The organism is Microbispora sp. H10949 (assembly GCF_014161435.1).
In the GTDB taxonomy this organism is placed as follows: Bacteria; Actinomycetota; Actinomycetes; order Streptosporangiales; family Streptosporangiaceae; genus Microbispora; species Microbispora triticiradicis.
Genome location: NZ_JABBWZ010000035.1, coordinates 1 through 1,391, shown reverse-complemented (window position 1 = coordinate 1,391; position 1,391 = coordinate 1). Strand labels below are relative to the sequence as shown.

Here is a 1,391-nt window from a genome sequence, read left to right as displayed (position 1 = left end):
GGGACTGTAAGAACAACGGTGTAACTCCTGATCAAGGAGACACCTGTGACGAGTACGGTGATCCAGGCATCCGAAGCGTTGGACCTGGAGGACGCCGCGGTGGCGCGGAAAGAGGATGAAGCGTCGGATCGGGAGCTGGTGGCCCGGCTGGTCGACCAGGCCCGCGCCGAGGGGCTGGAACTGGTCGGTGAGAACGGGCTGCTGGGCCGGCTGACCAAGCTGGTGCTGGAGTCGGCGCTGGAAGGCGAACTCACCGACCACCTCGGCTACGACAAGCACGATCCGGCCGGTCGTGGCAGCGGCAACACTCGCAACGGCACCCGGACCAAGACGGTCATCACCGACGTCGGGCCGGTCGAGATCGCGGTCCCTCGCGATCGGGATGCCAGCTTCGAGCCGAAGATCGTGCGCAAGCGGCAACGGCGCCTGTCGGGTGTCGATGAGATGGTCATCTCGCTGGCGGCCAAGGGGCTGACCACCGGGGAGATCTCCGCACATCTGGCCGAGGTCTACGGCGCGGAGGTCTCCAAGCAAACCATCTCCACCATCACCGACAAGGTGATCGAGGGCATGGCCGAATGGCAGAACCGCCCCCTGGACGCGGTCTATCCGGTGGTGTTCATCGACGCCATCCACGTCAAGATCCGCGATGGCCAGGTCGCCAACCGTCCCATCTACATTGCGCTGGCGGTCACCGCCGACGGTGAGCGCGACATCCTCGGGCTGTGGGCCGGCGACGGCGGCGAGGGCGCCAAGTTCTGGCTGCATGTGCTGACCGAGATCAAGAACCGGGGTGTCGCCGATGTGCTCATGATGGTCTGTGACGGCCTCAAGGGGCTGCCGCAGGCCATCGAACAGGTCTGGCCCCAGGCCGTGGTGCAGACCTGTGTGGTGCACCTGCTGCGCGCTTCCTTCCGCTACGCCGCCCGCCAGCACTGGGACGCCATCGCCAAAGCGCTGCGGCCGGTCTACACCGCCCCGACCGAGGCCGCAGCGCTCGAGCGGTTCACCGAGTTCGCCGAGGCCTGGGGCGGTAGGTACCCGGCGATCGTGAAGCTGTGGCAGGACGCCTGGGCGGAGTTCGTGCCGTTCCTGTCCTTCGATGTCGAGATCCGCCGGGTGATCTGCTCGACGAACGCGATCGAGTCGGTCAACGCCCGCATCCGCCGGGCGGTCAAGGCCCGCGGACACTTCCCCAACGAGCAGGCCGCGCTCAAATGCGTCTACATGGCCGTCATGAGCCTGGACCCGACAGGAAAGGGCCGCAAACGCTGGGTGACCCGATGGAAGGCCGCCCTCAACGCCTTCGCCATCACCTTCGAAGGCCGCCTGACCCCAACCGCCCGATAGAACCAATCAAGACCGAGTTACACCGTTGATTGGACAGACCC

General features: G+C 66.1%; 1 protein-coding gene. It reads left to right on the top strand.

Going from position 1 to position 1,391, the window contains the following annotated elements:
* Nucleotides 1-99: 99 nt before the first annotated feature.
* Nucleotides 100-1,350: an IS256 family transposase gene (locus HHX40_RS35460; protein ID WP_310738423.1), complete on the top strand. Its 1,251-nt coding sequence runs from the start codon at nucleotides 100-102 to the stop codon at nucleotides 1,348-1,350.
* Nucleotides 1,351-1,391 lie beyond the last annotated feature (41 nt).